This window comes from Streptomyces sp. NPDC026672 (assembly GCF_040638185.1).
GTDB lineage: Bacteria > Actinomycetota > Actinomycetes > Streptomycetales > Streptomycetaceae > Streptomyces.
In genome coordinates this window covers 84400-107911 of the sequence record NZ_JBEZXS010000020.1, presented here as the reverse complement: position 1 = coordinate 107911, position 23512 = coordinate 84400, and the positions used below count along the sequence as shown (strand labels likewise).

The window sequence follows — 23512 nt, the reverse complement described above, 5'->3', positions numbered from 1 at the left end:
CGGCGCCGGGTCGGGTGCCGGGTCGGGCCGGGTGCCGGTCAGTGCCGTCCCGCCACCCGGTCGGCGAGCCGGGCCAGCCGGGACGAGTCGGCGCCGTGGGCGCGCCGCTCGCGTTCGTCGGCGGCGCGGTAGGTGGCGTACATGCCCCGGACGCCGAGCCAGCGCAGCGGTTCGGGCTCCCATCTGCGGACCTTGTGGTCCACCCACGGCAGCTCGGTCAGCTCGGTGCGGTCGCCCTGTCCGGAGTCGAGCAGGACCAGGTCGCGCAGGGTACGGGCGGCGAGGTTGGCGGTGGCCACGCCGGAGCCGACGTAGCCGCCCGCCCAGCCGAGCCCGGTGGAGCGGTCGAGGGTGACGCTCGCGCACCAGTCGCGGGGCACGCCGAGCACCCCGGACCAGGCGTGCTCGATCCGCACGGACGCGAGGGCGGGGAAAAAGCGGACCAGGATGTCCCGCAGCGCCGCGACCGTCGCCTCCTGGGTGCGGCCGTCGTTGTCGGTGCGCGAGCCGAAGCGGTAGGGCACCCCGCGTCCGCCGAGCGCGATCCGGCCGTCGGCGGTGCGCTGCGCGTACATGTAGGCGTGCGCCATGTCGCCCAGGGTCTCCCGGCCCGTCCAGCCGACCTCGGCCCACTGCGCGTCGGTCAGCGGCTCGGTGGCGATCATCGAGGAGTTCATGGGCAGCCAGGTGCGCCGGTGGCCCTTGAGGGAGGCGGTGAAGCCCTCGGTGCAGCGCAGCACGTGGGGGGCGCGGACGGTGCCGTAGGGGGTGACGGCGTACCGGGGGCGGATCTCGGTGACCGGCGTCGACTCGTGGATCGTGACACCCAGCGCCTCGACGGCCGCCGCGAGGCCCTTGACCAGCTTCGCCGGGTGCAGCCGGGCGCCGTGCGGGGTCCAGCTGGAGCCGACCGCGCCGGCGACGCGGATGCGCTCGCGCGTCCCGCGGGCGCCGTGGAGCTCGCGGTCCTCCTCGCCGTACGCCAGCTCGTGCGCGTGGAACGCCTTCAGCCGGGCCAGCTGGGCGGGTGTGGTGGCGACTTCGAGGACACCGCCGCGGTGCACGTCGGCGTCGATGCCCTCGGCCGCGGTGACGGAGACGACCTCGGCGACGGTGTCGTTCATCGCCTTCTGGAGCCGTACGGCGGCCTCGTGGCCGTGCAGCCGCGCGTACCGGTCGCGGCCCGCGACGCCGTTGTAGAGCCAGCCGCCGTTGCGCCCGGAGGCGCCGTAGCCGCAGAACTTCTGCTCCAGGACGGTGATCCGCAGGGAGGGCGCGGCCTTCTTCAGGTAGTACGCGCTCCACAGGCCGGTGTAACCGCCGCCGACGATCACGACGTCGGCGGACGCGTCGCCGGTCAGGGGCTCCCGCGCCGCCGGGAGGCCGTCGTCCGCGTACCAGAAGGAGATCCCGCCGTTGACGGTGCCGCGCGCCGAGCTGCTCATGGCCGGACGTTACCCCTGGGAGCGGCCAGTGTCTCCTTCGGATTCCATGCTTTTCCGCGTCCCGCGACCAGCGGACGGCAGGCGAGCCCCACCAGGACCGACACCATGTGCCCCAGGTCGGTGAAGGTGCGGCCGGCGGCGAGCGGCACCCCGTACACGACGAGCACGACCAGCAGGTACGCGTACCGCCAGGGCGGGGCGAGGCGGTAGGAGAGGACGCCGATGACCCCGGCGAGCGCGTAGCTCACGCCGATGTCGAGGGTGTCGACCGCCGAGTAGGGGGCCATGCCGTCGCGGATCGCCACCAGCAGGGCGCCCTCGCTCAGCAGCGTGGCGAGGACGTGCGCGGCCGCGCACACCAGCAGCCAGCGCCCGGTGCCCAGCCAGCGTTCGGCCTGGGCGTGGAAGACGGTGTAGAGGAAGGCGTACGGCAGCCAGTGGCCGCCGTCGATCCACATGGCGCTGGCGATCAGCACCCGCAGCGGGTTCTGCGACAGCTCGTGGATGTTGGTGGAGCGCTGCCGCAGGAACTCCCGCTCGAACTCGGGGGACATGTGGTGCAGGGCGACGGTGGTGACGAACAGGACGAACAGCCACACGTACGTCCCCGGAGCACCGCGCGCGTACCCCGCCGCCGCCCGCAGCCCGCGCCGCATTCCGCCGTCCCCGGTCACACAGGTCAGTATCGTCGGGAAGGTGATCGAGGTGCCTGCCGAACTGACGGCCTCCCTGCGCGGGTCCGACGGGGCGGCCGGGGCCGCCTTCGCCGCGTCGCTGCCCGCGCGGGCCGCTACGTTCCTGCGCCGGTGGCGGCTGCGGAGGGACGGCCCGGCGATGCACGGCATGTGCGCGCTGGTCCTCCCGGTGGTCACCGCCGACGGCACCCCGGCCGCGCTGAAGCTCCAGCCGCTGAACGGGGAGAGCGCGGGCGAACCGCTCGCGCTGCGCGCCTGGGCCGGGGACGGTGCCGTACGCCTGCTGGAGCACGACGGGCCGACCTGCACCCTGCTGCTCGAACGCCTCGACGCGACCCGCTCGCTCGCCGGCGTCCCGGACACCCTGGGGGCCGTACGGGTGATCGGGGAGCTGCTGGCCCGGCTGACCGCCGTCCCCGCCCCGCCCGGCCTGCGCACCCTCGGCACCCTCGCGCGGGCCTGGCCGGGGCGGCTGGCCGAGGCGCTGCCGCGCGTGTCCGACCCGGCGGACCGGCGGCTGCTGCGGGACTGCGCCGCCGCCGTGCGCGAGGTGGCGGCCGAGCCCGGCGACCGGCTGCTGCACTGGGACCTGCACCACGCCAACGTCCTCGGCGCCGGCCGCGCCGCATGGCTGGCCATCGACCCCAAGCCGCTCGCCGGCGACCCCGGCTTCGAACTGCTCCCGGCCCTGGTCAACCGGTACGACCCGGCCGAGACCCGGCGCCGCTTCGACATCCTGACCGCGGCGCTCGGCCTGGACCGGGAGCGGGCCCGCGCGTGGACGCTGGGGCGGGTGCTCCAGAGCTGTCTGTGGGACGTCGAGCAGGGCCGGGCCCCGGCGGCGGACCGGCGGGAGGTCGGGCTGGCGCTGCGGGGATGACACGCCGCCGGACGGCCCATCCGACGCGCCCGGGAGCAAACCGGAATTAGCGTACGCGATATGAAGAAATGTCATATCGCGTATCTGGCGTGCACGGCCGCGCTCCTCGGCGCCGGGCTCGGCGCCGCGCCCGCGCCCGCCGCCCACACGACCCGCGTGGTCCACCCCGGCGAGTCCATCCAGAAGGCCGTCGACGCCGCACGGCCCGGCGACACCGTCCTCGTCGCCCCCGGCACCTACCGGGAGTCGGTCACCATCAGCACCCCCCGGGTGACCCTGCGCGGCACGGGCCGCGGGACCGTCCTCGAACCCTCCGCCACCAAGGCGGCCACCACCTGCGCCGCGGGCGGCAACGGCATCTGCGTCATCGGCACCAAGGAGCACGAGGTCGAGGGCGTCACCGTCGCCGACCTCACCGTCACGGGCTTCGCCCGCGCCGGCGTGTTCGGCATGGCCACCGACCGTATGACCGTGCGCGGTGTGCACGCCGTGAAGAACAGCGTGTGGGGCATCTCCCAGGAGCGCTCGCTGCGCGGTGTGATCCGCGGCAACTACGTCAGCGGCAACGGCGACGCGGGCGTGTTCCTCGCCAACACCATCAAGGAGGAGGCCGGCGCCCTCGACACCGGCGGCACGGTCGTCGAGCGCAACCGGATGGAGGACAACCGGATCGGGCTCACCGTCCGCCGGCTGCGCGACCTCACCGTCTCCGGCAACTACGCCACCGGGAACTGCGCGGGCGTCTTCGTCGTCGGCGACGAGAACAAGCCGCGCGCCGGCGCCCTGACCGTCCGGGACAACCGGATCACCCGGAACAACAAGTCCTGCCCCGCCACCGACCGGCTGCCCGCCCTCCAGGGCTCCGGCATCGTCCTGACCGGCGCCGAGGACACCCTCGTCACCCGCAACCGGGTCACCGACCACTCCGGCAGGTCCCCGCTGTCCGGCGGCATCGTCCTGTTCAAGAGCATGGTCGGCGTCACCAGCGAGCGGAACCGCGTCAGCGGCAACACCCTGTCGAACAACTCCCCCGCCGACCTGGTCAACACCGACACCGGCAAGGGCAACACCTTCACCGGCAACTCCTGCCGGGCCTCCAGGCCCAGCGGTATGTGCTGACCGGCCCCACGTCCAGCAAGGAAGGCGGCACATGACGACCGTTCAGTCCCCCACCCCCTCGGCACCGCTCCCGCAGGCAGACCCCCCGTCCCCGCCCGCGCCCATGCGGCTGCGCGAGCTGGTGTTCGGCGCGGCCTGTGCCGCCGCCGTCCGCGCCGCGGCCCGGCTCGGCGTCCCCGACGCCCTCGGCGAGACCCCCCTGACCACCGACGACCTCGCCGCCGCGGTGAAGACCGAGGCCGGGCCGCTGCGCCGGCTGCTGCGCGCCCTCGCCTGCCACGGCGTCTTCGCCGAGCGGCCCGACGGCACCTTCGCGCACACCGAGATGTCCCGCCTGCTGCGCGCGGACGACCCGCACAGCCTGCGCGACATCGCCCTGTGGTGCACCGAGCCCTGGACCTGGGACGCCTGGCCCCGGCTCGACACGGCGGTGCGCACCGGCGGCAACGTCGTACAGGACCTGTACGGCAAGGAGTTCTTCCCGTACCTCAACGAGGACGCCCCCGAGTCCGCCGACGTCTTCAACCGGGCGATGACGACCTCCAGCGAGCAGTCCGCCCGCGACGTCGCCGCCCTGCTCGACCTGTCCGGCGCCTCGTCCGTCGCCGACCTCGGCGGCGGCCAGGGCCACGTCGTGGCCTGCCTGCTCGACAAGTACCCCTCGATGCACGGCAGTCTGCTCGACCTGCCCCGCGTCGTCGAGAACGCCGTGCCCCGGCTGCGCCCCGGCGGCGACCTCGCCGACCGTGCCCGCATCGTGCCCGGCGACGTCCGCGCCGCCGTGCCGGTCGAGGCCGACGTCTACGTCATCAAGAACATCCTGGAGTGGGACGACGAGTCGACCGCCCGGCTGCTGCGCAACGTCACCCGGGCCGGCGGTCCCGGGGCCCGGGTCGTCGTCATCGAGAACCTCGTCGACGACACCCCCTCGATGCGCTTCAGCACCGCCATGGACCTGCTGCTCCTGCTGAACGTAGGCGGCGCCAAGCACACCACCGCCAGCATGACCGCCCGGCTCACCGCCGCGGGCCTGGTCATCGACCGGGTCGGCCCGGTCAACCCCTATCTGCACGCGTTCGACTGCCACGTCCCCGGCTGACCCGCACGCCCCGCACAGGCCACCGGCCGCCTCGCCCGCTCCATCGGGGGCCCGGCGGCCGGTGGCCTCGTCGGTGGACGACGCCTCAGTCGCGCTCCCACAGGTAGAAGCGCTGCGCCATGGCGTCCTTGGGGGAACGCCAGGTCTGCGGGTCGTACGCGCTCACGTACGCCGACAGCCGCTCGCTGATGTCCCGGAACTCCGGGTGCCCGGTCACCTTCGCGATGGCCGGCCCCGGCTCCCGCTCCGACTCGACGAGGTGCATGTACACATCGCCGAACTGGAACAGGCTGCGCCGGACCACCCCGACGAGGTGGGGCAGTTCACCCCGGTCGGACTCCTCGAACACCTTCGCGATGTCGGGGGCGGAGCCCGGGGCCATGCGGGCGACGATCAGTGCCTGGTGCATCGGATGCGTCCCTCCCCCGGCTCAGCGGGCCGGTGCCGCCGCGCGGCGGTCGCCGGCGGCGGCCTGCTCGACGCGGTCCCGGATCAGCGCCATCTGGACCTTGGAGTTCTTGTTGATGTTGTCGGTCATCCAGTCGTCGTCGACCGGGGCGTCCGGCTTCATCGCGAAGTCCTGCGTCCACACCATCCGCGTGCCGGCGGGGACCTCCTCGTACTCCCACCGGATGTCCATGAACGCGAACGGCCCGGTCTCCACCCGGCGCGCCTTGACGGTGAGCGTGTCGCGGTCCGGCTCGCGCTCCGACACCCAGCTCCACACGGTGCCGTTCTCGTCCGGGTGCATCGTCAGCCGGAACGTGGTCTTCGCGCCCTCCCGCGAGAGCACCTCGACGGAGGCGTACTCGCTGAACAGCCGCGGCCAGTTCTCCAGGTCGTTGGTCATGTCCCACACCAGGTTCAGCGGCGCGGCGACGGTGATCTCGTTCTGTGTGTGTCCGGCCATGTCAGGCTCCTGCCATCAGGGTGCTGTTGACGAGGTCAAGGAACTGCCGGGGCGTCTTGCAGCGCTCCGCGTCCGGCGGCATCGGCATACCGTGCCGGTTCTCCAGTTCCCCGACGATGCCGAGCAGCCCCAGCGAGTCGACGCCCAGGGCGTCGAATCCGGAGTCGTACTGCTGCTCCAGGTCCTGCGGGGTGACGGTGACCCCGGCGGCCTGCTTCATGAGCGCGGACAGCTCTTCCACGGTGATCGGAGCACTCATGCGTTCCTCTCCTTTGCTCCAGACGGTGCGGGACGGGCCTCGTCACGAGGGCGTCGGATTCCTTCAGGCGCGGGCGGCGCCTACGACGCCGCGTGCCGCAGCACCAGCGCCGAGTTCGACCCCATGAGCCCCCGGCTGAGGACCAGCGCGGTGCGCAGGTCGGCGGCGCGGGCGCGGGCGGTCACGAGGTCGAGACCGAGGTCGGACCGGACGTCGACGACGTTCGGGGTGGGCGGTACCAGACCGTGCTCCATCGCGAGGACCGCCGCCGCGGTGTCCAGCACGGGCGCCGCGCAGTAGCCCCGGCCGAAGCCGGTCTTCGGCGCCGTCACCGGCACCCGCCGCGCACACGGGCCCAGCGCGTCGGCGATCGCCAGCGCCTCCGCCCGGTCGGCCTCCGCGATGCCCAGGGCGTCCGCGAAGACCACGTCGACCTCCTCGGGCGCGCAGCCGGCCTCGTCGAGGGCGCCCCGGATCGCCTGCGCGAGCCCCTCCCGGGACTCCGCCCAGCGTGAGGCGCCGGTGAACGTCGCCGCGTGCCCCGCGACGAAGGCCCGCACGGTGGCGCCCCTCGCGCGGGCCACGTCCTCGGCCTCCACCACGACCATGGCGCCGCCCTCGGCCGGTACGAACCCGCAGGCGTCGTCCGTGAAGGGACGGTAGGCCCGGTCGGGCTCGGCGACCGTGCTCAGCTCCTCGTAACCGAGCTGGCAGACCATCGAGTACGGAGCCAGCGGTGCCTCCGTCGACCCCGCCACGATCGCGTCGGTGCCGCGCCGCACCGCCCGCGCCGCGTGGGCGAGCGCGTCCAGACCGCCGGCCTCGTCGGCGGCGACCACCGAGCACGGCCCCTTGAGGCCGCGGCGAATGGAGATCTGGCCGGTGGAGGCCGCGTAGAACCAGGCGATGGACTGGTACGGCCCGACGTACCGGCTGCCCTTGCCCCACAGTCGCTGGAGCTCGCGCTGGCCGAACTCGCCGCCGCCGGAACCGGCCGCGGTGACCACGCCGATGGAGAACGGCGCCGCCTCGGTGTCGGCCCGCCCCAGCCGGGCGTCCTCCAGCGCGAGGTCCGCCGCCGCCATCGCGTAGTGCGTGAAGCGGTCGGTCTGCACGAGGAAGCGCTCCTCGACCACGTCCGCCGGATCGAAGGCCCGCACCTCGCCCGCCACCTTCAGCGGCAGGTCCGCACAGCCCTCGCGCGAGATCCGGTCGAGGACGCTCAGCCCCTCCTGGGTGGCCTTCCAGAAGGTGTCGGTGCTGGTTCCGTTGGGCGCGACCACACCGATACCGGTGACGGCCGCGCGCGGTTCATGGACTGCGCTCATCGGGGCCTCTCCCTCGGACGGCTAAGGATCACCGCGGACTGGAAACCGCCGAACCCACTGCCCACCGAGAGCACGCTGTTCAGCCTGCGCTCACGGGCCACGCGCGGGACGTAGTCCAGGTCGCACTCGGGGTCGGGCGTCTCGTAGTTGGCGGTCGGCGGTACGACCTGCTTGGCCAGGGCCAGCACACAGGCGACGACCTCGATCGCGCCGATGGCCCCCAGCGAGTGGCCCACCATCGACTTGATGGAGCTCATGGGCGTGTCGTACGCGTGCCGACCCAGGGCCCGCTTCACGGCGGCCGTCTCGTGGCGGTCGTTCTGCCGGGTGCCGGAGCCGTGCGCGTTGACGTAGTCGATGGCCGTCGGGTCGAGCCTGGAGTGGTCGAGGGCGACCTCGATCGCCCGGGCCATCTCCAGTCCCTCGCTGGTCAAGCCGGTCATGTGGTAGGCGTTGCCGTAGGTGGCGTAGCCGCTCAGCTCGCAGTACACGTGCGCGCCGCGAGCCCGGGCGTGCTCCAGCTCCTCCAGGACCAGCACCGCTCCGCCCTCGCCCATGACGAACCCGTCACGGTTGTTGTCGAAGGGCCGCGAGGCGTGCGCGGGGTCGTCGTTGTTCGGGGACGTCGCCTTGATCGCGTCGAAGCACGCCATCGTGATCGGCGAGATCGGCGAGTCCGAGGCTCCCGTTATGCATATGTCCGCCCGGCCCTCCTCGACGGCGTGGAAGGCGTAGCCCACCGCGTCGAGCCCGGAGGTGCAGCCGGTCGAGACCGTCTGCACCGGACCCTGGGCGCCGAAACGTTCCGCCACCGCGGAGGCCAGCGTGCTCGGCGAAAACGCCCGGTGCAGCTGCGGCTCCGCCCGCCGATGATCCACGTCCCAGCGCTCCCCGCCATGGCTCACCAGGACGTAGTCGTGCTCCAGCCGGGTGGTGCCGCCGACCGCCGTACCCAAGGACACCCCGACCCGCCACGGGTCCTCCCGCCCCAGATCGAGACCCGAGTCCCGCACCGCCTCGTCCCCGGCCACCAGCGCGAACTGGATGTACCTGTCCGCCCGCTCGACCTCACGCTCGTCCAGCCCGTGCTCCACCGGGTCGAAGTCGCACTCGGCCGCGATCCGCGAACGCAGACCCGACGGATCGAAGAACGTGATGCCCCGCGTCGCCGTACGGCCGGCCGCCAGCAGATCCCAGAACGCCGGCACCCCGATACCACCCGGAGCCACGATGCCTATACCGGTGACCGCCACCCGCCGGGTCATGAAGGAACCTGACCCCGGTCGGGCACGTGCCCCGCCCCCACCGGCTCCGTGATCACGGACGCCGCACCGATCACCTCGGTCTCCTCCGTGTCCACGTGACCCAACTGCGGCCGCGGCGCCAGCGGACCCAGATGGAAGACGATCCGCGCCTCCTCCTCACCCACATTGCGGAACCGGTGCCGCACGTGGGCCGGGATCATCAGCCCCTGCTCCGGCCGCAACGAATGCGCCTCACCGTCCAGATCAACCTCCAGACGGCCACAGACGACATACACGAACTCCTCCGAGTACGGGTGGTAGTGCTCCCCGATGCGGTCACCGGGCTGCACGATCGCCACCCCCATGAAGCCACTGGTGGACCCCACCGTGGCCGGGGTGAGCATGGCGCGCAGATCACCGCCACGCCGGACGTTGGGCTCGACCTCGCACAGGTCGACGATTCTGGGACGGGGTTTGATCACGACACACCTCCGTTGTGTGCTGCTGGATCCTGCTCCAGGACGATGGACGTACGAACCCGCCGGCTCACGCGTCCTGCGAACGACGATCGGTGAGGAGATCCATCCGGACCGCACCCCCGTACAGCAGCGACTTCAGCTCGGCCGACGCCGTCTCCGGCAACTCCCGCGCACCCATCGCCTCCCGCAGATCCACCAGACGCACGACCACGTCGTCACGCTGGAAGATCGTGCTGCGCAGCACCGGACCGTCCGCGACCTCCGCCACCGCCTCGTCCTGCTGCGCCAGCAACTCCGCCAGCCGCATCCCCTTCCCCGGCTTGGCCGGGTAGTACAGGGCCTGCCGCTCCACCTCCGGCAACTCCGCCGCCGTCATGTGGTGCACCGCGGGCAGCGCCGCCCGGGTGAAGAACACCCGCGCCGACTCCTGATCCTTGAAGTCCCGGTCCTGCTCCAGATACGGGTTGATGGCCTCCTCTACCGCCTGCACCTCCGGCTGCCGCGCCACATGCCGCAGCGCCGCCAGCAGGTCACCACGCACCTCGATCGCGCGCACGACCCGGTTGCCGTGCATGAACAGCGACGTACGGCACAACTTCGTCGTGTCGTCGACCCGCGCCTCCGGCGACTCATAGTTCGCCAGGATCTGCGCGACCTGCGGCTCACTGCCCGGCTTCACCGTGAACGTCAGCGCGTGCCGGATCACCCCGTCACCGATGCGCGGCTCCACCTGGAGCCGACGGTCCGCCGACCCCCGCACCGCGTTGCCCGTCTCCCGGACGACATGGAAACGCAGGGACCGCGTGTCACGGACACAGCTGTGCAGCGGCCGCACCATCCGCACGTGATCCTCGCTGTTCACCCACGCGAGGAACGGCGGAGCACTCTCCCACTCGCTCGTGATGAGCCACTGGGACGGATTCTCGATGGACTGGCAGAGTTGATCGCTGACATGCCCGGGAACGGACGCGACCTGGCTGCCCAGTTGCTCGTACGCCTCCAGGAACTGCTGCTGGGCTCCGTCGTACACGTCGACCAACAGGACCACCCTGAGGCGGGAACCGTCGAACACGGACTGGGAGACCTTCGACACCTGTCGCGTCAGTGCTTCTGAAACACGTTCGGACGTAGTGGTCATCTGGCGGACATCTCCTTCGCGGGGGGCAGGACCAACGCCGGCCGCGAGTGACGCGACGTCAGCGTTCCTTGATCCTGTGCCGCTCCCCACCGGACCGCGAGTCGTATGAACCACGCGGGTGATTGCCGCACCACGCGGGTGATTGACCCCCCGGCCGCCCCTCCCGCAGGGCATGGAAAGTCTCATGCGCCCCACACGCGCACACCCCGCCTCTGGAGGCTCCCATGCACCACAAAGCCGACCATCGGGTCCCCGTCCTCATCGTGGGCGGCTCCCTGGTGGGCCTGTCCATGTCCGTGTTCCTCGGCCGACTCGGCGTGCGCCACACCCTCGTCGAACGGCACTCCGGGACCTCGCACCACCCCCGCGGACGCGGCAACAACGTCCGCACCATGGAACTCCTCCGCGTCGCCGGCCTCGAACCCGGCATCAAGGAAGCCGCCTCACTCCTCGCCGACAACCACGGCATCCTCCAGACCCCCACCCTCGTCGGCGACGCCGGCGAATGGCTCTTCAAGGACATCGACCCCGGCGGCGGACTCGCCCGCTTCAGCCCCACCGGCTGGTGCCTGTGCAGCCAGAACGACCTCGAACCCGTCCTCCTCGACGGCGCCCGCGAACTCGGCGGCGACCTGCGCTACTCCCACCAACTGGAAGGCTTCGAACAGGACGCCGACGGAGTCCACGCCACCGTCCTCGACCGCGACACCGACACCTGCTACACCATCCACGCCGACTACCTCGTCGCCGCCGACGGCCCCCGCAGCTCCGTGCGCACCGCCCTCGGCATCGGCCAGAGCGGCCCCGGCGACCTGTTCGCCAACGTCAGCGTCACCTTCCGCTCCAAACTCCTCGCCGACATCGTGGGCGACCGCCGCTTCATCTGCTGCTACCTCACCGACGAGGAAGCCGACGGCGCACTGCTCCCCGTCGACAACAAGGAGCGCTGGGTCTTCCACGCCCCCTGGCACCCCGAACAGGGCGAAACCCTCGACGAGTTCACCGAGGAACGCCTCCAACGCCACATCCGCCGCGCCATCGGCGCCCCCGACCTCGACGTCGAGATCACCGGCAAGGCGTCCTGGCGCGCCGCCGAACGAGTCGCCGACCGCTACGCCGCCGACCGCGTCTTCCTCACCGGCGACTCCGCCCACGAAATGTCCCCCACCGGCGCCTTCGGCTCCAACACCGGCATCCAGGACGCCCACAACCTCGCCTGGAAGCTCGCCGCCGTCCTCGACGGCTGGGCCGGCCCCGGCCTCCTGGACACCTACGACGCCGAGCGCCGTCCCATCGCCCTCGCCACCAGCGCCCGCGCCTCCGCACGCTCCGTCGAACACAGCCACCCCGGCTTCGCCCCCGCACCCGGCGTCGGCGGCGGCAAACGCGGCGGCATCCTCAACGTCGTCCTCGGCTACCGCTACCCCCAGGGCGCCGTCGTCGACGCCCCCACCGACCGGCCCGTCGTCCCCGAGGGCCTGGACCTGAACGGCGCCCCCGGCAGCCGCGCCCCCCACATGTGGCTGCACCGGGGCCCCGAACGGCTCTCCACGCTCGACCTGTACGAACGCTCCCTCGTCCTGCTCAGCGACGACTCCGCCGACACCGGCTGGCACCGGGCCGCCCGCCGCATCGCCGAGACCGACGGCGTACGCCTCGACTCCTACCGCATCGGCACCGACCTCGTCCCCGACGAGAACTCCGCCCCCTGGACCGAGGTCCACGGCACCACCCCCGCCGGCGCCGTCCTCGTCCGCCCGGACGGCTTCGTGGCCTGGCGCGCCACGGAGGCGGCCACCGACCCCGAGGCCGTCCTGCGCGGCGTCCTGGCCACCCTGCTCGACAAGCGCTGACCCCACCACCACGGCTGAGGCCACCCGCACCCGCGGGTGGCCTCAGCCGTCGCCCGTTCCACCCGCTCCCGCCGAGAGCAACGACGGCGCCACAGACGGCCGGCAGGACACCACGACCCGTCCGGCGGAGCACTCAGCGGCCCAGCGCCGCCAACTCCTTCGCCGCCTCCGTCAGATCCTTCGCCGTGTCGATCGCCCGCCAGTACGAACCGTGCGGGATCGGGAACCCGGCCAGCCGCCGCTCCCGCGCCAGGTGCGGGAACGTGGTGCGCTCGTGGTCACCGCGCTCCGGCAACAGATCGGCGAACCCGGCCGAGAAGACGTACACACCCGCGTTGATCTCGAACGTCGACGGCGGGGCCTCGATGAAGTCGGTGATGTGCCCGAACCCGTCCGTCTGCACGGCACCCCACGGAATACGCGGCCGGGCCAGCGCCAGCGTGGCGACCGCGTCCCGCTCGGTGTGGAAGTCGGCCATGTCCCGCAGCGAGAAACGGGTCCAGATGTCACCGTTCGTCGCGTACCAGGGCCGCTCCGGATGCGGGAGGTGGGCCGCCGCGTACTTCAGACCGCCGCCCCGGCCCAGCGGCTCGGGCTCCACGGCGGTACTGACACGGACGGGCAGATCGGCCGTCGCCAGCCACTTCTCCAGCACCTCGGCCAGATGACCGCAGGAGACCACGACGTCGGTGACACCCTCCTCGGCGAGCCAGGTCAGCTGATGGCCGATGATCGGAGTGCCCGTGCCGGGAATCTCGACCATCGGCTTCGGCCGGTCGTCGGTGTACGGGCGCAGCCGGGAACCCTGGCCACCGGCCAGGACGACGGCTTGAGTGGGGCGCGACGCGGCGCTCGGATCGGTCATGACCGAACTGTACGCGGCGCCCCTTTCACGCCCCTTGGCCGCCGCCATGGCCGCGCTCTCAGCCGTGTCCCGCCAGCACACCCGACGCGAAGGACGTGTCACACACCGGGCGGGCGTACGACTGGGCGCGCGACGCCCCGTACAACCGGACCGCGGCACGGCCCAGGGACTTCGCGATGGACGAGCAGTGCTGGGCGAGCGCCGGATGCCCGTTCACCGCCTGCTGGAGGTGGGTGAGGACCGCGCCCGGGTTCTTCTCCTGGAGCTCGGCCATCAGCTGGTCGCGCAGCACGTCCTGCGGGGCACGGGTCACCGTGCGCGCCGGACGGGCGGCCGAGGAGACGTCCGAGGAGACGTCCGAGGCGGCGAGCACCGAGCCCGAGGTGCTCCCCGACCAGTTGACCCGGGTGACCGCCAGGGTCCCGGAGAGCACCATGACGACGGGCAGGACGAGGGCGAGGGTGCGGCCGATCCGGCGGGCAGGGCCCCGACGACCGCGTCGCGTCTGTGGAGTGGTGGAGTGCATGGAGTGCTTCACGCCAGGCAGAGTAGCGCCCGGTAATGATTTGGCGACATTTAGTCACCGGTTCGGGGGATGAGAGATCGCTCTTTTCCGGGTACGGGGTTGACGCACGCCCCTCGAAAAGGTCCGGATTGCCCGATGCCGGCCGGAACACGGGAAGGGCCCCGCAGCTGTCTGCGGGGCCCTGTTTTCGTCAACCCGGGTGAACCGGCCGGAGAGACGCGCCGACCGGGGAGACGGATCAGTCGGAGAGACGCTCGCCCGTGGAGGTGGAGAACACGTGGGTCTCACCCGCACGCGGGACGACGTGCAGCCGGGCGCCCTTCTCCGGCACCTGACGGCCGTTCACCCGGACGACCAGGTCCTTCGTCTCGCCGCCGACCTCGGCCGTGCCGTACACGTAACCGTCGGCGCCGAGCTCCTCCACCACGTTGACGGAGACGGCCAGACCGGCCGGGGCGTCCTCGGTGTCCTTCGTCAGCGCCGAGGCGGCACCGCCGTTGTGCTCGACGACGTCGAAGTGCTCGGGGCGGACACCGACCGTCACGGTGGTGTCACCCTTGTCCGCGGCGGCCTTCAGCGCCTCGCGGTTGACGGGGACGACGCTGTTGCCGAACTTCACACCACCGTCGGTGATCGGGACCTCGACCAGGTTCATGGCCGGGGAGCCGATGAAGCCGGCGACGAAGAGGTTGGCCGGGCGGTCGTACATGTTCCGCGGCGAGTCGACCTGCTGGAGCAGACCGTCCTTGAGGACCGCCACGCGGTCGCCCATCGTCATGGCCTCGACCTGGTCGTGGGTGACGTAGACCGTGGTGATGCCCAGACGGCGCTGGAGCGACGCGATCTGCGTACGGGTCGAGACACGGAGCTTGGCGTCCAGGTTGGACAGCGGCTCGTCCATGAGGAAGACCTGCGGCTCACGCACGATGGCGCGGCCCATCGCGACACGCTGACGCTGACCACCGGAGAGGGCCTTCGGCTTGCGGTCGAGGTACTCGGTGAGGTCGAGGATCTTCGCGGCCTCCTCGACCTTCTGCCGGATCTCCGCCTTGTTGACACCGGCGATCTTGAGCGCGAAGCCCATGTTGTCGGCGACGCTCATGTGCGGGTACAGCGCGTAGTTCTGGAACACCATGGCGATGTCCCGGTCCTTCGGCGGGAGGTGGGTGACGTCGCGGTCACCGATGCGGATGGCACCGCCGTTGACGTCCTCCAGACCGGCGAGCATGCGCAGGGAGGTGGACTTGCCACAACCCGAGGGACCGACCAGGACGAGGAACTCGCCGTCCTCGATCGCGATGTCGAGACCGTCGACGGCGGGCTTCGTGGAACCCGGGTAGATCCGGGTCGCCTTGTCGAACGTGACTGTGGCCATGGTGATGTGCCCCTTCTACCGGCAGGAACGTGCCGGACGATCCGAGTAGGAAGGTGTTGGTGTAGTCCACACAGGTGAACTGGATCGAGACGGTACCTCCCGTTCGCCCGCCTGTCAGCACTTGAACCCATGTGAACTTCACGAAAATTCTCACCACGCCAGAGCGACTGTCTTTCGACCTTGCCCCGACCAGGCAGAGCAACTCACTTTTGACCTTGCCCCGACCAGGCAGAGCGACGCACTTTTGACCTTGATCACAGCTTCCTGCTTCATCGCCCACCGCCTGCCACACACACCCCTGGAAGGCTGCGCCTGACCGGTCTCACACGGACTCCACAGGCATTCCGGCCGACGGCCCGTCGGTCCGTACCCCACCGACCGCCTACGCGGCCGGCACACACCCCTCCAGCTCGGACGACCTGATCACTGCCGGGACCTTCCTCCCCGGCGGGAGGCCGGCCGCCACCAGCCAGTACAGCCGCATCCCCTCGTCCCTCAGGTTCACGGCCGCGTTCACGTCCCGATCATGGAGCACACCGCACCCAGCACACGTCCACTGCCGCACCGAGACATCCATCCTCGGCCCCATCGCATGACACGCCGAGCAACGGCGAGTCGACGGAAAGAAACGATCGACGATCACCAGGGTCCGGCCGTACCACTCACACTTGTATCGCAGCAGCCGCAGCAGCTCACCCCAGGCGGCATCAAGGATCGCCCGATTCAGCTTCGCCTTCCGCCGCCTCCCCACGCCGCGCCCCGCACGCAAGAGAGTCGCCACGGACAGGTCCTCCACCACGAGCACTTGGTTCTCGCGCACGAGGCCGGTGGTCAACCGGTCCAGCAGGTCTCTCCGCACATCACCGATCAGCGCGTACACACGCGCGATCTTCCGCCTGACCTTCTCCCTGTTCCTGGAACCCCTCACCTTCTTGTGCAACTCCCGCTGCAACCGCGCCAGTTTCTCCGCGTACTTCTTCAACAAACGCGGATGATCAACCTTCACCCCGTCGTCCAACGTCACCAGCGACGCCAGCCCGAGATCCAGCCCGACCGCCTTCGGAGCCCGCGAACCCGGCTCGAACACCTCCGGCAAGGGAGCCATCCGCTCCTCCACCAGCACGGACACAAAAAACCGACCCGCCCGATCCCTGGTCACCGACAACCGCACCGGAACGATCCCCGCCGGCAACGCCCTCGACCAGCGGACATCAAGCGGCACCGACTGCTTGGCCAACGTGATCGACCCCGTACCCGGCCGCCCCGGATCCTCGACCCACTTGAACCCCGTACGCACATATGTCGCCGTGTCCCTCGAACGCCCCTTCCTCTTCGGCCGCGGCCGGTTCGCCTCCCCCTTGAAGAAGCGCCCGAACGCCTGGTCCAGATGGCGCAGCGACTGCTGAAGAACCGTCGACGACACCTCCTTCAACCACGCCGTCCCCGCCACCCGCTTCCACCCCGTCAGAGCCCGGCACGTCTCCGCGAAACCGACCCGGACCCGATACCGCTCCCACGCACCCGACCGCAGCGCCAGTCCCTCGTTGTAGACCCACCGGCAGGCGCCGAACGTCCGCGTCAGCTGATCGGCCTGCTCCACGGTCGGATAGAAGCGAAAGCGGTACAGCCGGTGATGACAGTCCGGCTCCTTGGCATGGGACCGCAACCGCGTCGCTTCGCGCTTGTGGTGCTTACGACGGCCCCCGATGCCGAGGACCTCACGCTTGATGCGCTGCGCGTCCTCACCACTCAAAACCGCGGACGTCTCCCCGCCCATGTTCGCCCCCCATGCCCCGACTTCGGAACAGCACGTCAGATCGATCAACGAACGGGTGCACGGTTGGTTACGCGCAGTCCTGATTCCGGGTGAAGTGCGGAACTTCGTGGCTCGGGGAAACAGGCTCTGTGTACAGTGGTGCTGCTTTCGCGCAGGGTTTTGTGATGCGCGTGCCCCCTTAGCTCAGATGGCCAGAGCATTCCCCTTGTAAGGGAAGGGTCGTCGGTTCGAATCCGACAGGGGGCTCCAGTGAAGCGAGAAGGGGTCCCGCACTCTGTGTGCGGGACCCCTTCCTGTTGCGCCGGGTGCGGGTGGCTAGCCGAGCAGGCCGCCCACCAGGCCCGGCTGGCCCGTGGAGGACGAGCCGCCGGAGGGGCTGCCGGTGGTGCCGGTGTCGCCCGCGCCGCCGCCCGAGGTGCCGCCGCCGGACGTCGGGCCCGCCGAGGTGCTCGGGGCCTGGTTCACCGGGGCGGTGCGCTGCGGCGGGGCCTGGCCCGCCGTGGTGCCCTGGGTCTGGCTGGGCGTGCCTCCGGTCGCCGTGCCCGACGAGTGGGCCGCGTCGGGGGTGGTCGCCTCGCCTGACGGGTCGGCCCCGGCCGTGGCGTCGCCGGAGGGCGCGCCGGACGACGGCGGTGTGGTGCCGGTGCGCCGGCCGGGCTCCCCCGGGAGCGGTGAGCCGGGCAGGTTGTTGCGCGGGGCCTCGCCGGGGCCGGGGACGACGACGCGGCTGGAGTCGCGGACCGCGCCGCCGAGCAGCGCGCCGATGAGCAGGGTGAGGCCGACGGTGACGGCGGTGACGAGGGCGCCGCGGCGCAGGACGTAACGTCGCAGTTCCCAGATGTCGGAGCGGGGTCCGAGGGTGCGCCAGGCGCTGCCTGCGAGGCGGCCGTCGACGGAGTAGACGGGGGCGCCGGCGATGATCAGGGGGGACCAGGCGGCGAGGTAGATGATGTCGGGCGCGTCGTAGACGGGGACGGTCTTCCAGCTGACGGTGACGATGAGCGCGGCGGAGAGCAGGGCTCCGACGACGGCGGCGACGCGCTGCCAGCAGCCGAGGACGGTCAGGACGCCGACGACGACCTGGAGGAAGGCGATGACGAGTCCGGAGCCGACGGGGTGGTGGAGGGCGAACTGGCGCAGCGGTTCGGCGACTTCCCAAGGGTGGAGCGTGTTGAGCCAGGTGACCATGGAGCCGCGTTTGCCGCCGTCGAAGTAGACGGGGTCGCAGAGTTTGCCCATGCCGGCGTAGATGGAGATGAAGCCGAGGAAGATGCGCAGTGGGAGGAGGACGACGCCGAGGTTCAGTCGGCGGCCGGGGTAGTAGGCGTGCCGGGAGTCGTCGTCGGCGTGGCGGCGGCCGGGTCGTGGGTGGTCCGGTGGGTAGGGGTCGTCGAACTCGTCGTCGGCCCAGACGGATTCGTCGTAGGCGCTGCCCGTGGTGCGCAGGGGAGGCAGCAGCCGGGTCTCGCCGGATCCCGCGGTGCGCTGGTGGCCGAGGACGACGGGGGTTTCGACGGTGCGGTCGAGGTCGTCGTGGCCGAGGTGGCCGCCGTGGCCGGTGTCTGCGCGGTCGTGGTTCGTGCGCGGACGGTCGTAGTCCGCGCCGATGCGCGGGATGACCTGGGTGGATCCCGGTTCGGCGGTCGGTTCGTCGGTGTGGCGGACGCTGCCGCCCCGCACGGCTTGGAGGAGCCGGTGGGCGCCGGTGTCGTCGGGGGCGGACCGGCCGGTCCACACGACGGGTCGCCTGCGGGGTGCGCCCCGGCCCGCCGGGCCGCTGACGGGGAAGCGGGCGGTGTCGTCGGTGGCGCTCAAGTGCCCGGCGAGGCGCGGGGGTTGGGTCCGCCTCGCGGAGGCGCCCAACTGCACGCGGAAACTCGCGTGGTTGACGATGACCTGCGCCGGATCGCTCGGCACCTTCACCATGCTCAGCGCGGGAGCGTCGTCGAATCCCGACGAGCGGTCCCCCGTGGGTGTGCGGGGTGTTCTGGTGTCCACACTCATCTAACCGAGTGACACGGAGTTAGGACACTGCTTTGACCCGTCGGATCTGTCCGGACCCCGTCAAGGTTGTCCGGGACGCCCGAATGTCCCCGTGCGGGAGAACTGACGCACGTGCGTTCATCCGCGCTGTCGGGCCGCCTCGTACAGCACGATGCCGGCGGCGACACCGGCGTTGAGGGATTCGGCGCCGCCCGGCATCGGGATGCGGACCCGGACGTCGCAGGTCTCGCCGACGAGTCGGGACAGTCCCTTGCCCTCGCTGCCGACCACGATGACGACGGGTCCCTGGAGGGCGTCCAGGTCGCCGAGTTCGGCCTCTCCGTCGGCGGCGAGCCCGACGACGGTGATCCCGGCCTTCTTGTAGGCCTCCAGCGCGCGCGTCAGGTTGGTGGCGCGGGCGACGGGGGTGCGGGCGGCGGTGCCGGCCGAGGTCTTCCAGGCGCCGGCGGTCATGCCGGCGGCGCGGCGCTCGGGCACGACGACACCGTGGCCGCCGAAGGCGGAGACGGAGCGGACGACGGCGCCGAGGTTGCGCGGGTCGGTGACGCCGTCGAGGGCGACGATCAGCGGGTCCTCGCCCTCGTCGTGGGCGGCTTCGGCGAGGTCCTCGGGGTGCGCGTACTCGTAGGGCGGGACCTGGAGGACGAGGCCCTGGTGGTTGAGGCCGTTCGTCATGCGGTCGAGCTCGGGGCGCGGGGCCTCCATGAGGTTGATGCCGCCGCGCTCGGCCGCGAGCTGGAGCGCTTCGCGGACGCGTTCGTCGTTGTCGATGAACTGCTGGACGTAGAGCGTGGAGGCGGGGACGCCCTCGCGCAGCGCCTCGACGACGGGGTTGCGGCCGACGACGAGTTCGGAGGAGGACCTGCCGCCGCCGCGGCGCTGTGGCGGGCGGCCCTGGGCGCGGCGGACCTTGGAGGCGGCGGCGCGCTGCTTGGCGTGGCCCTTGCGCATCTCGGCGGGCGGGGTGGGGCCCTTGCCTTCGAGGCCCCGGCGCCGCTGGCCGCCGCTGCCGACCTGCGCGCCCTTCTTGCCGGACATGCGGCGGTTGTTCGCGGCCATGGCTTACCTGTTCTCCATCGAAGTGTGTGTGCGGACGTCTATGCAGTGTGCCGCCCGGAGGGCCGGGCGGCACAATCGATCTTGTGTTGGCCGGGGTGCTCAGCGGGGGCCGAGGCTCCAGCGGGGGCCCTGGGGACCGTCCTCGATGGCGAGTCCGGACTGGTTGAGCTGGTCGCGGATGGCGTCGGCGGTGGCCCAGTCCTTGCGGGCGCGGGCGGACTCGCGCTGGTCGAGGACGAGGCGGACGAGACTGTCGACGACGCCGTGCAGGTCCTCGCCGCGGTCGGCGCCGTCGCCGGCCCAGTGCGGGTCGAGGGGGTCGAGGCCGAGCACGCCGAGCATGGCGCGTACTTCGGCGAGGCGGGCGACGGCGGCTTCCTTGTCGTCGGCGCCGAGGGCGGAGTTGCCCTGCCGGACGGTGGTGTGGACGACGGCGAGGGCCTGTGGGACACCGAGGTCGTCGTCCATGGCTTCGGCGAAGGCGGGCGGGACCTCGGGGGCGGGTTCGACGACTCCGCCGGCCTTCTCGACCACGCGCTGTACGAAGCCCTCGATGCGCGCGAACGCGGACTCGGCCTCGCGCAGGGACTCCTCGCTGTATTCGATCATCGAGCGGTAGTGCGGGGTGCCGAGGTAGTAGCGCAGGACGATGGGGCGCCACTGCTTGACCATCTCGGAGACGAGGACGGAGTTGCCGAGCGACTTGGACATCTTGTCGCCGGCCATGGTGACCCAGGCGTTGTGCACCCAGTAGCGGGCGAATTCGTCGCCGTACGCCTTGGCCTGGGCGATCTCGTTCTCGTGGTGCGGGAAGATCAGGTCGAGTCCGCCGCCGTGGATGTCGAAGGCGCTGCCCAGGTACTTGTGCGCCATGGCCGAGCATTCCAGGTGCCAGCCGGGGCGGCCGGGTCCCCAGGGGGTGGGCCAGGTGGGTTCGCCGGGCTTGGCGGCCTTCCACATGGCGAAGTCGCGCGGGTCCCGCTTGCCGGTCTCGTTGTCGGCGGAGGGCTGGAGCAGGTTGTCCAGTTCCTGGCGGGACAGCTGGAGGTAGCCGGGGAAGGAGCGGACGTCGAAGTAGACGTTGCCGTCGGCCTCGTAGGCGTGTCCGCGTTCGATGAGTCCGCGCATCATCTCGACCATCTCGGACACGTGGCCGGTGGCGCGGGGCTCGTAGGTGGGCGGCAGGCAGCCGAGTTGCTGGTAGCCGTCGTTGAAGGCGCGCTCGTTCTCGTAGCCGATGGACCACCAGGGGCGGCCCTGTTCGCGGGCCTTGGTGATGATCTTGTCGTCGATGTCGGTGACGTTGCGGATGAACGTCACGTCGTAGCCGCGGTGGGCGAACCAGCGGCGCATGATGTCGAAGTTGAGGCCCGAGCGGATGTGTCCGATGTGGGGTGCGGCCTGCACGGTGGCGCCACACAGGTAGATCGAGACACAGCCCGGCAGCAGCGGGGTGAAGTCACGGATCTGCCGGGCGTTGGTGTCGTACAGGCGAATGGTCACGTCTCCAGGGTAGTGGGCGCGGGGCGGTGCCGTGCGCGCTTGGCCCCGGCCGGACTCCTCAGAGGCTGCCGACGACCTTGCGGGGTGTGATGCGGACGATCACCCGCTGGGCGTCGCGGGCGGAGGCCGGGTTGAACTCGGCGTACCTCTTGCCGGTGTATTTCAGGCTGAGTTCGTCGATGAGGTCCGTGGCGCCGTCGGTGGTGGTGTCGACGGTGCCGCGGATCTCGGCGTACTCGTAGGGGGAGTCGGGGTCGGTGACGACCGCGGTGACCCGGTGGTCGCGGTCGAGGTTGGACTTCTTGCGGCGGTCGACCGTGGTGGAGAAGAGGAGCTCGTCGCCGTCCCGTTTGACCCACACCGGGGACATCTGCGGGCTGCCGTCGGGCTGGATGGTGCCGACGACCAGGAAGACGGGGCCGTCGAGCAGGGTCTTGAGCCGGTCGGACAGTACGGCGGACATGGGCGCCTCCTCACGCGCTGGGGCTCTGCCGGTACCCTCGCACGCCCTCAGCGCACCCGCACGACGAGCGCGGTGGCGACGGCCATCAGTCCCTCGCCGCGGCCGGGGAAGCCGAGCCCGTCGGTGGTGGCGCCGGAGACGGAGACGGGGGCGCCGGCGGCCTCGGAGAGGATCTTCTGCGCCTCGTCTCGGCGTCTGCCGATCCTGGGGCGGGGTCCGACGACCTGGACGGCGACGTTGCCGATGCGGAAGCCGGCCTCGCGCACGATCCGGGCGGCCTCGGTGAGGAGGGTGACGCCGGAGGCGCCGGACCACTCGGGGCGGCCGGTGCCGAAGTGCTGTCCGAGGTCGCCGAGGCCGGCCGCGGAGAACAGGGCGTTGCACGCCGCGTGGGCGACGACGTCGGCGTCTGAGTGGCCGGCGAGGCCGGTGCCCTCGCCCTCCCACTTGAGGCCGGCGCACCACAGGTCGCGGCCCTCTTCGAAGCCGTGGACGTCGGTGCCGATGCCGACCTGCGGGAGGGGGATCTCGGGAACCCCGGGCCTCTCGGCGGTCTCCGGGATCTCGGGGGTCTCCGGGGTCGTCTCAGAAGCCATCGTTGAGCCTCCTGCGGGCGAGGACGGCCTCGGCGAGCACGAGGTCGAGGGGGCGGGTGACCTTGAACGCCTCCTCGTGTCCGGGGACGCAGACGACCGGTTGTCCGAGTTGCTCGACCATGCTCGCGTCGTCGGTGACGTCGTCGGTGACGGTCTCGTGGGCGCGCACGAGGACGGCCCGGTCGAAGCCCTGGGGGGTCTGGACGGCGCGCAGCCGGGCCCGTTCGGGGGTGCCGAGCACGGGTTCGGGGTGGCCGGGGGCGGGCTCGACCTCCTTGACGGTGTCGGCGAGGGGCAGGGCGGGGACGACGGCGGGGGCGCCCTCGCGCACGGCGTCGATGACGGCGTCGACCGTGTCGACCGGGACGAGGGGGCGGGCCGCGTCGTGGACGAGGACGATGCCGTACTCGGGGGGCAGGGCGTCGAGGCCGAGCCTGACGGATTCCTGGCGGGTCTCGCCGCCGGGGACGACGAGGAAGTCGGTCCGCTCGGGGAGCGCGTGCGCGTCGAGCAGCGACTTGACCTCGGGGGCGCCGTCGGGCGGGGCGACGACGACCACGAGGGAGACGGCGCGGGAGGCGGCGAGGGCGCGCACGGCGTGGATCAGCATGGGCGTGCCGTTCAGCGCGCGCAGCGCCTTGGGGGCGCCCGGGCCGAGCCGCACGCCCCGTCCGGCGGCCGGAATCACGGCCGCGGTGGGGGTGGCGGCTGCGCGGGGGGCGCCTGGGGCCGCTGGGGCGGACGGCGCGGGAGGCGGTACGTCAGACATCGGTTCCTGTCAGGTTTGTGTGCTCGGCCTACGTGGGTATGGCCTGGAGGAGTGCCGGGCGCGACGCCTTGACCGGAACCCTTCCGTGACACCGGTCGAGTCGGCTGCCCGGGCCCGGCACACCAA

At 71.6% G+C, this 23512-nt stretch carries 23 protein-coding genes and 1 tRNA gene; 5 read left to right on the top strand and 19 right to left on the bottom strand.

Annotated elements, in window-relative coordinates:
* Positions 1–38: 38 nt before the first annotated feature.
* The gene (locus tag AB0F77_RS23565; protein ID WP_361951926.1) at positions 39–1445 is read right to left on the bottom strand and encodes an FAD-dependent oxidoreductase; all 1407 of its coding nucleotides are present in this window, start codon (positions 1443–1445) and stop codon (positions 39–41) included.
* Positions 1442–2101, bottom strand: coding sequence for a rhomboid-like protein (locus AB0F77_RS23560; RefSeq protein WP_361952074.1), 660 nt, complete (start codon positions 2099–2101; stop codon positions 1442–1444). Before AB0F77_RS23560 ends, AB0F77_RS23565 begins: the two co-directional genes overlap by 4 nt.
* A gap of 40 nt (positions 2102–2141) precedes the next feature.
* Between AB0F77_RS23560 and AB0F77_RS23555 the strand changes: the two genes are divergently transcribed.
* The 3 genes from AB0F77_RS23555 to AB0F77_RS23545 all read left to right on the top strand — a co-directional run bounded on the left by AB0F77_RS23555 (position 2142) and on the right by AB0F77_RS23545 (position 5238).
* On the top strand, positions 2142–3020 hold the full coding sequence (locus AB0F77_RS23555) for an aminoglycoside phosphotransferase family protein (RefSeq protein WP_361951923.1): 879 nt from the start codon (positions 2142–2144) through the stop codon (positions 3018–3020).
* A 60-nt stretch (positions 3021–3080) separates the two neighbouring features.
* Positions 3081–4139, top strand: coding sequence for a right-handed parallel beta-helix repeat-containing protein (locus AB0F77_RS23550; protein WP_361951920.1), 1059 nt, complete (start codon positions 3081–3083; stop codon positions 4137–4139).
* A 103-nt stretch (positions 4140–4242) separates the two neighbouring features.
* The gene (locus AB0F77_RS23545; RefSeq protein ID WP_361952071.1) at positions 4243–5238 is read left to right on the top strand and encodes a methyltransferase; all 996 of its coding nucleotides are present in this window, start codon (positions 4243–4245) and stop codon (positions 5236–5238) included.
* Between the two features lie 85 nt (positions 5239–5323).
* Here the strand turns inward: AB0F77_RS23545 and AB0F77_RS23540 are convergent, their stop codons facing one another.
* From AB0F77_RS23540 to AB0F77_RS23510, 7 genes are all read right to left on the bottom strand, one after another.
* Positions 5324–5647, bottom strand: a complete 324-nt coding sequence (locus tag AB0F77_RS23540; RefSeq protein WP_361951917.1) for a TcmI family type II polyketide cyclase — start codon at positions 5645–5647, stop codon at positions 5324–5326.
* 21 nt (positions 5648–5668) lie between these two features.
* Positions 5669–6148 carry an SRPBCC family protein gene (locus AB0F77_RS23535; RefSeq protein WP_361951914.1) on the bottom strand — a complete coding sequence of 160 codons (480 nt, stop codon included), beginning with the start codon at positions 6146–6148 and terminating at the stop codon, positions 5669–5671.
* Between the two features lies 1 nt (position 6149).
* Positions 6150–6407 carry an acyl carrier protein gene (locus AB0F77_RS23530; protein WP_361951911.1) on the bottom strand — a complete coding sequence of 86 codons (258 nt, stop codon included), beginning with the start codon at positions 6405–6407 and terminating at the stop codon, positions 6150–6152.
* 80 nt (positions 6408–6487) lie between these two features.
* Positions 6488–7735, bottom strand: coding sequence for a ketosynthase chain-length factor (locus AB0F77_RS23525; RefSeq protein ID WP_361951908.1), 1248 nt, complete (start codon positions 7733–7735; stop codon positions 6488–6490).
* A complete protein-coding gene (locus AB0F77_RS23520; protein ID WP_361951905.1) occupies positions 7732–9000 on the bottom strand; it encodes a beta-ketoacyl-[acyl-carrier-protein] synthase family protein in 1269 nt (422 codons plus the stop codon). Before AB0F77_RS23520 ends, AB0F77_RS23525 begins: the two co-directional genes overlap by 4 nt.
* The gene (locus tag AB0F77_RS23515; RefSeq protein ID WP_361951903.1) at positions 8997–9461 is read right to left on the bottom strand and encodes a cupin domain-containing protein; all 465 of its coding nucleotides are present in this window, start codon (positions 9459–9461) and stop codon (positions 8997–8999) included. Before AB0F77_RS23515 ends, AB0F77_RS23520 begins: the two co-directional genes overlap by 4 nt.
* A gap of 64 nt (positions 9462–9525) precedes the next feature.
* Positions 9526–10596: a SchA/CurD-like domain-containing protein gene (locus AB0F77_RS23510; protein WP_361951900.1), complete on the bottom strand. Its 1071-nt coding sequence runs from the start codon at positions 10594–10596 to the stop codon at positions 9526–9528.
* A 224-nt stretch (positions 10597–10820) separates the two neighbouring features.
* Here AB0F77_RS23510 and AB0F77_RS23505 point away from each other — a divergent pair, with 224 nt between their 5' ends.
* Positions 10821–12449, top strand: a complete 1629-nt coding sequence (locus tag AB0F77_RS23505; RefSeq protein ID WP_361951897.1) for an FAD-dependent monooxygenase — start codon at positions 10821–10823, stop codon at positions 12447–12449.
* Positions 12450–12582: 133 nt separating this feature from the next.
* Here AB0F77_RS23505 and AB0F77_RS23500 read toward each other — a convergent pair whose 3' ends face one another.
* The 4 genes from AB0F77_RS23500 to AB0F77_RS23485 all read right to left on the bottom strand — a co-directional run bounded on the left by AB0F77_RS23500 (position 12583) and on the right by AB0F77_RS23485 (position 16992).
* Entirely contained in the window at positions 12583–13314 is a 732-nt protein-coding gene (locus tag AB0F77_RS23500) for a nucleotidyltransferase family protein (protein ID WP_361951894.1), read from the bottom strand.
* 58 nt (positions 13315–13372) lie between these two features.
* Positions 13373–13840: a hypothetical protein gene (locus tag AB0F77_RS23495; protein WP_361952068.1), complete on the bottom strand. Its 468-nt coding sequence runs from the start codon at positions 13838–13840 to the stop codon at positions 13373–13375.
* Positions 13841–14078: 238 nt separating this feature from the next.
* Entirely contained in the window at positions 14079–15215 is a 1137-nt protein-coding gene (gene ugpC, locus AB0F77_RS23490; RefSeq protein WP_361951891.1) for a sn-glycerol-3-phosphate ABC transporter ATP-binding protein UgpC, read from the bottom strand.
* A gap of 382 nt (positions 15216–15597) precedes the next feature.
* Positions 15598–16992 carry an RNA-guided endonuclease TnpB family protein gene (locus AB0F77_RS23485; RefSeq protein ID WP_361951888.1) on the bottom strand — a complete coding sequence of 465 codons (1395 nt, stop codon included), beginning with the start codon at positions 16990–16992 and terminating at the stop codon, positions 15598–15600.
* A gap of 172 nt (positions 16993–17164) precedes the next feature.
* On the opposite strand from AB0F77_RS23485, the gene AB0F77_RS23480 reads away from it, so the two are divergent.
* Positions 17165–17241, top strand: a tRNA-Thr gene (locus AB0F77_RS23480).
* Positions 17242–17307: 66 nt separating this feature from the next.
* Here AB0F77_RS23480 and AB0F77_RS23475 read toward each other — a convergent pair.
* The 6 genes from AB0F77_RS23475 to ispD all read right to left on the bottom strand — a co-directional run bounded on the left by AB0F77_RS23475 (position 17308) and on the right by ispD (position 23386).
* Positions 17308–18996: a DoxX family membrane protein gene (locus tag AB0F77_RS23475; protein ID WP_361951885.1), complete on the bottom strand. Its 1689-nt coding sequence runs from the start codon at positions 18994–18996 to the stop codon at positions 17308–17310.
* Positions 18997–19113: 117 nt separating this feature from the next.
* Positions 19114–20055, bottom strand: a complete 942-nt coding sequence (gene rlmB, locus AB0F77_RS23470) for a 23S rRNA (guanosine(2251)-2'-O)-methyltransferase RlmB (RefSeq protein WP_361951882.1) — start codon at positions 20053–20055, stop codon at positions 19114–19116.
* 99 nt (positions 20056–20154) lie between these two features.
* Complete coding sequence (cysS, locus tag AB0F77_RS23465) at positions 20155–21558, bottom strand: cysteine--tRNA ligase (RefSeq protein WP_361951879.1); 1404 nt, start codon at positions 21556–21558, stop codon at positions 20155–20157.
* 58 nt (positions 21559–21616) lie between these two features.
* On the bottom strand, positions 21617–22021 hold the full coding sequence (locus AB0F77_RS23460; RefSeq protein ID WP_361951876.1) for a PPOX class F420-dependent oxidoreductase: 405 nt from the start codon (positions 22019–22021) through the stop codon (positions 21617–21619).
* A 47-nt stretch (positions 22022–22068) separates the two neighbouring features.
* Entirely contained in the window at positions 22069–22617 is a 549-nt protein-coding gene (gene ispF / locus AB0F77_RS23455; protein ID WP_361951873.1) for a 2-C-methyl-D-erythritol 2,4-cyclodiphosphate synthase, read from the bottom strand.
* A complete protein-coding gene (gene ispD, locus AB0F77_RS23450) occupies positions 22607–23386 on the bottom strand; it encodes a 2-C-methyl-D-erythritol 4-phosphate cytidylyltransferase (RefSeq protein WP_361951870.1) in 780 nt (259 codons plus the stop codon). Before ispD ends, ispF begins: the two co-directional genes overlap by 11 nt.
* Positions 23387–23512 lie beyond the last annotated feature (126 nt).

Coding starts and splice junctions, on each gene's coding strand:
- AB0F77_RS23530 (WP_361951911.1), bottom strand. CDS start 6,407: ATGAGTGCTCCGATCACCGTGGAAGAGCTGTCCGCGCTCATGAAGCAG.
- AB0F77_RS23550 (WP_361951920.1), top strand. CDS start 3,081: ATGAAGAAATGTCATATCGCGTATCTGGCGTGCACGGCCGCGCTCCTC.
- AB0F77_RS23565 (WP_361951926.1), bottom strand. CDS start 1,445: ATGAGCAGCTCGGCGCGCGGCACCGTCAACGGCGGGATCTCCTTCTGG.
- ispD (WP_361951870.1), bottom strand. CDS start 23,386: ATGTCTGACGTACCGCCTCCCGCGCCGTCCGCCCCAGCGGCCCCAGGC.
- AB0F77_RS23545 (WP_361952071.1), top strand. CDS start 4,243: ATGCGGCTGCGCGAGCTGGTGTTCGGCGCGGCCTGTGCCGCCGCCGTC.
- AB0F77_RS23540 (WP_361951917.1), bottom strand. CDS start 5,647: ATGCACCAGGCACTGATCGTCGCCCGCATGGCCCCGGGCTCCGCCCCC.
- ispF (WP_361951873.1), bottom strand. CDS start 22,617: ATGGCTTCTGAGACGACCCCGGAGACCCCCGAGATCCCGGAGACCGCC.
- AB0F77_RS23535 (WP_361951914.1), bottom strand. CDS start 6,148: ATGGCCGGACACACACAGAACGAGATCACCGTCGCCGCGCCGCTGAAC.
- AB0F77_RS23510 (WP_361951900.1), bottom strand. CDS start 10,596: ATGACCACTACGTCCGAACGTGTTTCAGAAGCACTGACGCGACAGGTG.
- AB0F77_RS23520 (WP_361951905.1), bottom strand. CDS start 9,000: ATGACCCGGCGGGTGGCGGTCACCGGTATAGGCATCGTGGCTCCGGGT.
- AB0F77_RS23500 (WP_361951894.1), bottom strand. CDS start 13,314: ATGACCGATCCGAGCGCCGCGTCGCGCCCCACTCAAGCCGTCGTCCTG.
- AB0F77_RS23525 (WP_361951908.1), bottom strand. CDS start 7,735: ATGAGCGCAGTCCATGAACCGCGCGCGGCCGTCACCGGTATCGGTGTG.
- AB0F77_RS23460 (WP_361951876.1), bottom strand. CDS start 22,021: ATGTCCGCCGTACTGTCCGACCGGCTCAAGACCCTGCTCGACGGCCCC.
- rlmB (WP_361951882.1), bottom strand. CDS start 20,055: ATGGCCGCGAACAACCGCCGCATGTCCGGCAAGAAGGGCGCGCAGGTC.
- AB0F77_RS23485 (WP_361951888.1), bottom strand. CDS start 16,992: ATGGGCGGGGAGACGTCCGCGGTTTTGAGTGGTGAGGACGCGCAGCGC.
- AB0F77_RS23475 (WP_361951885.1), bottom strand. CDS start 18,996: ATGAGTGTGGACACCAGAACACCCCGCACACCCACGGGGGACCGCTCG.
- AB0F77_RS23505 (WP_361951897.1), top strand. CDS start 10,821: ATGCACCACAAAGCCGACCATCGGGTCCCCGTCCTCATCGTGGGCGGC.
- AB0F77_RS23560 (WP_361952074.1), bottom strand. CDS start 2,101: ATGCGGCGCGGGCTGCGGGCGGCGGCGGGGTACGCGCGCGGTGCTCCG.
- ugpC (WP_361951891.1), bottom strand. CDS start 15,215: ATGGCCACAGTCACGTTCGACAAGGCGACCCGGATCTACCCGGGTTCC.
- AB0F77_RS23495 (WP_361952068.1), bottom strand. CDS start 13,840: ATGCACTCCACCACTCCACAGACGCGACGCGGTCGTCGGGGCCCTGCC.